Annotated in this window: 5 protein-coding genes; 4 read left to right on the top strand and 1 reads right to left on the bottom strand. The window is 65.2% G+C overall.

The genetic code is table 11. The features are described 5' to 3' along the window. Nucleotides 1–167: 167 nt before the first annotated feature. The 3 genes from lepA to VFB18_RS07900 all read left to right on the top strand — a co-directional run bounded on the left by lepA (nt 168) and on the right by VFB18_RS07900 (nt 5,311). Nucleotides 168–1,985, top strand: coding sequence for a translation elongation factor 4 (gene lepA / locus VFB18_RS07910; protein WP_324973238.1), 1,818 nt, complete (start codon nt 168–170; stop codon nt 1,983–1,985). 632 nt (nt 1,986–2,617) lie between these two features. Continuing rightward, nucleotides 2,618–3,769 carry a TAXI family TRAP transporter solute-binding subunit gene (locus tag VFB18_RS07905; protein ID WP_324973236.1) on the top strand — a complete coding sequence of 384 codons (1,152 nt, stop codon included), beginning with the start codon at nt 2,618–2,620 and terminating at the stop codon, nt 3,767–3,769. Nucleotides 3,770–3,838: 69 nt separating this feature from the next. Next, on the top strand, nt 3,839–5,311 hold the full coding sequence (locus tag VFB18_RS07900; RefSeq protein ID WP_324973234.1) for an SH3 domain-containing protein: 1,473 nt from the start codon (nt 3,839–3,841) through the stop codon (nt 5,309–5,311). A 69-nt stretch (nt 5,312–5,380) separates the two neighbouring features. On the opposite strand, the gene VFB18_RS07895 is transcribed toward VFB18_RS07900, so the two are convergent. Further along, nucleotides 5,381–5,941 carry an HdeD family acid-resistance protein gene (locus VFB18_RS07895; RefSeq protein WP_324973232.1) on the bottom strand — a complete coding sequence of 187 codons (561 nt, stop codon included), beginning with the start codon at nt 5,939–5,941 and terminating at the stop codon, nt 5,381–5,383. Nucleotides 5,942–6,085: 144 nt separating this feature from the next. On the opposite strand from VFB18_RS07895, the gene VFB18_RS07890 reads away from it, so the two are divergent. After that, a partial coding sequence (locus VFB18_RS07890) for an MFS transporter (RefSeq protein WP_324973229.1) occupies nt 6,086–6,643 on the top strand: 558 nt, incomplete at its 3' end.

Raw genomic sequence — 6,643 nt, 5'->3', positions numbered from 1 at the left:
TTTCTTCAGCATCAAATGCCTCCGTTTTGAGTGTCTAACGGTTGTCACACGGCGCATCCTGTAGACTCCAACCGCTACGACAATGAGGCAGTTCCGCACACTCTTTTGCCGCAATTCGGGGCGCCTCCGCTTGACCCTGAGCGGGCTGCTCCCGTACCAAGCCCGCCATGAATGATCAGGCCCCGGCGCCGCTGTCGCGCATCCGCAACTTCTCCATCATCGCCCATATCGACCACGGCAAGTCCACCCTCGCCGACCGGCTGATCCAGCTCTGCGGCGGGCTCTCGGCGCGGGAGATGAAGGAGCAGGTGCTCGATTCGATGGACATCGAGCGCGAGCGCGGCATCACCATCAAGGCGCAGACGGTGAGGCTCGACTACCGCGCGCGAGACGGCGAGCTCTACGAGCTCAACCTGATCGACACGCCGGGGCACGTCGATTTCGCCTACGAGGTGAACCGGAGCCTGGCCGCCTGCGAAGGCTCGCTCCTTGTGGTCGATGCCACGCAAGGGGTCGAGGCGCAGACGCTCGCCAATGTCTATCAGGCACTCGACAACAACCACGAGGTCGTCCCCGTCCTCAATAAGATCGATCTTCCCGCGGCTGAGCCCGAACGGGTTCGCCAGCAGATCGAGGACGTGATCGGGCTCGACGCGCATGACGCGCTCGAGATCTCGGCCAAGACCGGCAAGGGCGTCGAGGAGGTGCTCGAGGCGATCGTGCATCGCCTGCCCGCGCCAAAGGGCGATGCGCACGCGCCGCTCAAGGCCCTCCTGATCGACAGCTGGTACGATCCCTATCTCGGCGTCGTGGTGCTCGTGCGCATCTTCGACGGCACGCTCGCCAAGGGCCAGCGGATCAGGCTGATGTCGACCGGCGCCGCCTACGCAATCGACCGCGTGGGCATCTTCCGCCCCAAGCAGGAGATGCGCGACCGGCTGGGTCCCGGCGAGATCGGCTTTTTCACCGCCTCGATCCGCCAGGTCGCCGACACCCGCGTGGGCGATACCGTGACCGAGGAGAAGCGCCCGGCGGCGGCGGCGCTTGCCGGCTACAAGCCGGCGCAACCGGTCGTGTTCTGCGGCCTCTTCCCGGTCGATGCCAACGACTTCGAGAATTTGCGCGAGGCGGTCGGCAAGCTCCGCCTCAACGATGCGAGCTTCACCTACGAGATGGAGACTTCGGCCGCGCTCGGCTTCGGCTTCCGCTGCGGCTTTCTCGGACTCTTGCATCTCGAGATCATCCGCGAGCGGCTCGAGCGCGAGTTCAATCTCGACCTGATCGCCACCGCGCCGTCGGTCATCTATCGCGTTTATCTCACCGACGGCACGATGAAGGAGCTGCACAACCCGGCCGACATGCCCGAGCCGCAGAAGATCGCCAAGATCGAGGAGCCGTGGATCGAGGCGACCATCCTCGTGCCGGACGAGCATCTCGGCTCGGTGCTCAAGCTGTGCGAGGACCGGCGCGGGCGGCAGAAGAACCTGACCTATGCCGGCGCCCGCGCCATGGTGGTGTACGAATTGCCGCTGAACGAGGTGGTGTTCGATTTCTACGACCGCCTGAAGTCGGTCAGCCGCGGCTATGCCTCGTTCGACTATCACATCATCGGCTACGAGGAGGGCGACCTCGTCAAGATGGCGATCCTCGTCAACGACGAGCCGGTCGACGCGCTTTCGGTGATCGTCAACCGCAGCCGCGCCGAGGCGCGCGGGCGGGCCATGGTCGAGAAGCTCAAGGACCTGATCCCGCGGCACCTGTTCAAGATCCCGATCCAGGCCGCGATCGGCGGCAAGGTGATCGCGCGCGAGACGATCAGCGCGCTCAGGAAGGACGTCACCGCCAAATGCTACGGCGGCGACATCACGCGCAAGCGCAAGCTGCTCGACAAGCAGAAGGCGGGAAAGAAGAAGATGCGGAGCTTCGGCCGCGTCGAGATCCCGCAGGAAGCCTTCATCGCCGCGCTGAAGATGGACGCCGATTGAACGGCTACTCGGCTGCCGTACCGTAGTGAGCGTGCGCGGCAATCGTTACAGCGGCGGGTCGGTAGAGGAGGCCGGCGCGCGAGCGTGACGCTTGTGCAGCATGGCGATCGTCTCGCCGTGGCGCTGACGAGCCGCATAGGACCGGCGAGGCTCACCTTGGCGCGAAGCTGATGATGCGGTTTGCGCGCCCGCGCGAAGTCTCGCGGCGATTGGAACCCTCGGGCAGCTTCTGCGTTGATTGCGCCAGAGCACGCCCCTCAAGGCCTGCCCTAAAAGTAAAAAGCTCCAAGCGTTGCGGTCTGCATGCCGTAACGTTGGAGCTTTTGTTTGGTTAATATTTAATAAATAGTTACCGCCTTACTGAGGAATGTGAGTAAGTCCTGCCACAAGTAAGGCAGACTCAAGGTAATCTCGTGTCATACCGCGATAACGACTTGACAGCGTCTTAAAGATCACTTCCCATGGCGCCCGAGAGGGAGTTGCGGCGGGACGGGGGAGTCGCGAGCGGTCAAGGGCCGCTCGCCTTTCCGGAAAAAATCAGACCGCTGCAGCCCTCGCGCTCTTCCGTGGCGCGCGGCGGCGGGGCGCATCGGTAGTCGCGTCTGCCCGCGCGCCGGGAGAGGCTGTCAGTCATGCGTATTGCCCTCGCTTGCGGACTCTGTCTGCTTGCTGTCACCGCCGTCGCGGCGCCTCGCATCAAGGACGAGGCCAAGGCCGAGCCAAAGACCTCCACTCAGGCCGATACCCTGCGCGAGAATTTCCGCTCGCGCATGAACGAGAACGTGGTGACGATCATGGCCGGAAGCCCCACCGGCACCGATCTCGCCATCGTGCAGGACATCGCCGAGGTGGTGAACGGAGACGGCCTGCGCGTCGTCCCCATGGTCGGGCAAGGGCCGGCCCAGAACGTCAAGGACGTCTTGTTCCTGCGCGGCGTCGATATGGGCGTCACCCAGGCCAACATCCTCAAATATTTCGCCCGCACCGGCGAGCTCGGGCCGAACTTCATCGACCAGGTCGCCTATGTCGCCAAGCTGTTCAACGAGGAGATGCACATTCTCGTGCGCGAGGACGTGAACTCGGTCGACGACCTCAAGGGGCGCCCGGTCAATTTCGGCGCCGAAGGAAGCGGCACCGAGATCACCGGCCGGCTCGTGTTCGAGGCCCTCGGCATTGAAGTGAAGCAGGTCCACCTCACCGACGACGACGCGTTGCAGAAGCTGAGATCGGGCGAGATCGCGGGCACCATCGTGGTCACGGGAAAGCCCGCGCCGATGCTCGCCAATCTGCGCGACACCACCGGGCTCAAGCTGCTCCCGGTGCCTTACGCCAAGGAGCTCGAGGACAGTTACTATCCTGCCACCCTCAGCCACGACGATTATCCCGATCTCATCCCGGCCGGCGGCCGCGTCGATACCGTCGCGGTCTGCGCCGTGCTCGTGTCGTTCAACTGGAGCGACGACAACGTCCGCTACAAGAAGCTCGAGCGCTTCGTCGACGCCTTTCTCGGCAATTTCGATCAATTCCTGAAGCCGCCGCATCATCCCAAATGGCGCGAGGTGAACTATGCCGCGACGCTCGAAGGCTGGCATCGCTCGCCGCTCGCGCAGGCCTTCATCGACCGCGCCAAGGCGACGGCGTCGGCCGACGGCAACACCAAGAAGAGCTTCGACACGTTCCTCGCGCAGGCGGCGCCATCGGGCAGCGCCCCGCTCAGCGATGCCGAGCGCGCGGAACTGTTCAAGGCGTTTCTCGAATGGAGCAAGAACCAGGGCAGTAACTGACGGCCACAGGTGGCGGCAGGGTGCCGCTCAGCTCACCGTCTTTCTTGTGTATCGCGTAGGGAGGGTGCCATGGGCCATTGGGCGCTCGGTTCATCTCAATCGGCGAGGACGCCGCGCAGTCTCGCGGAACGTCTTGCCAGTGAAGTCCGCGTCGAAATCGGCGAGGAGGCAAGCCCCGGGGGCGAAGCGACCGTGTCCTCGATGGCCGAACGCTTCGCTCCCGAGGGGCAGAGGAGCTTCGCCGCGGGCGCGGGTCAGCCCCTCATGGAGCCGACCGTCATCGTGCAGCGCGACCCCGGGCCGATCTCGGCGGTCAATCGCTGGGTGATCGCGGCGCTCCTCCTCGTCTCGCTCATTCCGGCGGCGCTCCTGCTCCTTCTGCTGTGGCAAGGCGGAATCCCGATGCCGCAGCAGAGCGCAGCGAAGGGGGTTGAGACCGAACTCGCCGTGGCTCCGCCGCAAGCGAGCGCGCCGCAGGAGCCTGCGCCTCAGAGGAGCCTGCCCGAAGAGGCTTCGTCGATGATCGCGAGCGTCGTCCCCACCGAGATGGCGCGGCCGGAGCCCGACATCGCGCTCACCGCGCCGGTCAAGCTCGCGGCCAAGCCGGGCGAGGAGGTCGCCTTCGACGTGACGCTTGACACCGACGAGGCGCTGCCGGCGCGCAGCGTCATCGCCATCCGCGCGCTTCCCGACGGCGCCACCTTCTCGCAAGGACGGCCCTATGGCGAGAGCGAATGGAGCCTGAGACCGGACGAGATCGGCGATCTGCGCCTGCGCCTGCCGCGAGGCGCCGCGGGCGGCTCCGACATTCACATCGATCTCGTCGCCGCCGACGGCACGATTCTCGCGAGCGCCGTGACCAGGCTCGACATAGCGCCCGACCCCAAGCAGGCGCTCATCCTGCGCGCCGAGGAGAGCGGGCGGATCGATGATCTCATCGCGCACGGCCAGAAGATGATCGACGTCGGCTATTTCGCCGGCGCCCGCGCCTACTTCAAGCGCGCGGCCGAGGCGGGAAGCGGGGAAGCCGCTTTCCTCGTCGGCGCCACCTACGATCAGGGCTTCATCGACAAGATCGGCGCCCAAGGCATCAAGGCCGACCCCAAGGAGGCGGCGGTGTGGTTCGAGCGGGCCAAGCAACTCGGCATCGACAATACCGAGGCGAGGCTGATCGAGCTCAGAGGCGCGGTCGGACAACCGTCCGCGCCGCCGCCGGCGGCGTTGCCGAGCGCTTTGCCTCCTCCTCCGCCGGCGGCCCAGCCGACCAACGCCGCCGCCAACGAGAACGCCCCGGCCGATCAGGCGGCGCAATCGGCCGCACCCGAGGAGGGCGCCGCCAAGGATGAGTGGGTCGCGCTGTCGAGCTACGCCAATCTCAGGAAGGAGCCGTCATCCAATGCGGAGACGCTCAAGGTTGCCGAGAAAGGCACCAAGCTTCGCGTTGCGAGCAGGAGAGGGAACTGGGTGCAGGTGACTGACCCGTCCACGTCGGAGACGGGCTGGGTGTATTCGCGCTATGTCGAGGCTGCGCCCAGTCCTTAGCGAGACCTGGAGCAGGCGCGCCGCAGAGAGGCACGGCGCCCTGCTCCAGCGTCTTGACGCTGCCGGCCTCTAGCTCGAGCGCACCATCCAGGCGAGATAGGCGAGCGCGGCCCCCTCGACGATCAGCTGAATGCCGAGCAGGACGCCGAGCACGATCTCCGAGGCGACCGGCATGTTGGCCCACAAATAGGCGCCGAGCAGGATGCCGATCAGCCCGCTCAGGAACACCCACATCCAGCCGGGAAACGGCCTGATGTTGAGGGCGAAGATGATCTTCGAGATGCCCTCGACGATAAAGAACACGATCAGGAGCAAGGTCATCACCACCAATCCCGCATCGGGATTGCGCAGCAGAAGCACGCCGATCACGATGGCGAGCACGGCGGAGATGAGCTGCAGCCAGAAATGCGGCACGTCCCTCGCCCCGATCAGGCCGACGGCCTGAAGGACGCCGCTGATGATCAGCACCCAGCCGAGCAGGAAGATGAGGGTGACCGAGGCGATATAGGGATAAACCAGCGCCACGACGCCGGCGATCACCAGAAAGATGCCCTCGAGCAGATACCAGGTCGAATAACGCTTGACCGTCGCGCGCATGGCCTCGCGCATGGCGGCCGACGCTTGCTGCATAGTCATCGCCATTTGAGTGTCCTCCAGAGAGCCGTCCGAATCAGTGTGTGTGGCGAGGCAAAGATACTCCCATAACGAAAGCTTTGCTCCTCACGCTTCTGACACGAGCCGGCTCGTGTTAGAGATCAAGGGCGGGAGGGCTGGATGACTGACGACGAGGCGGCACGAAGCGCCATCGCCAAGGCCGCGCGCCGGCTGCTCCCGTTTCTTTGCCTCTGCTACGCGGTGAATTTCCTCGACCGGGTGAATGTCGGCTTCGCCGCCCTCGCCATGAACCGGGATCTCGGCTTCTCGCCGTCGGTGTTCGGGGCGGGCGCCGGCATCTTCTTCGCCGGCTACCTCCTGTTCGAGGTGCCGAGCAACCTCGCGCTGCAATATTTCGGCGCGCGGGTGTGGATCGCGCGCATCATGGTGAGTTGGGGGATCATCGCCACCGCCATGGCGCTCGTCTCGGGCGAGACGAGCTTCTACGTGATGCGCTTTTTGCTCGGGGTGGCCGAGGCGGGCTTCTTCCCCGGCATCATCCTCTATCTCACCTATTGGTTCCCGGCGCATGAGCGGGCCCGCATCGTCGCTCTGTTCATGGCCGCGGTTCCGGTCGCCACCATGATCGGCGGCCCGGTCTCGGGCCTTCTCCTCGAGATGCACGGCACCGCGGGCCTCAAGGGCTGGCACTGGCTGTTCATTCTCGAAGGAATTCCG

Source organism: Methyloceanibacter sp., from assembly GCF_035650995.1.
In the GTDB taxonomy this organism is placed as follows: domain Bacteria; phylum Pseudomonadota; class Alphaproteobacteria; order Rhizobiales; family Methyloligellaceae; genus Methyloceanibacter.
Note: the sequence above shows the minus strand (reverse complement) of the source record. Positions and strands in the feature narration are given on the sequence as shown.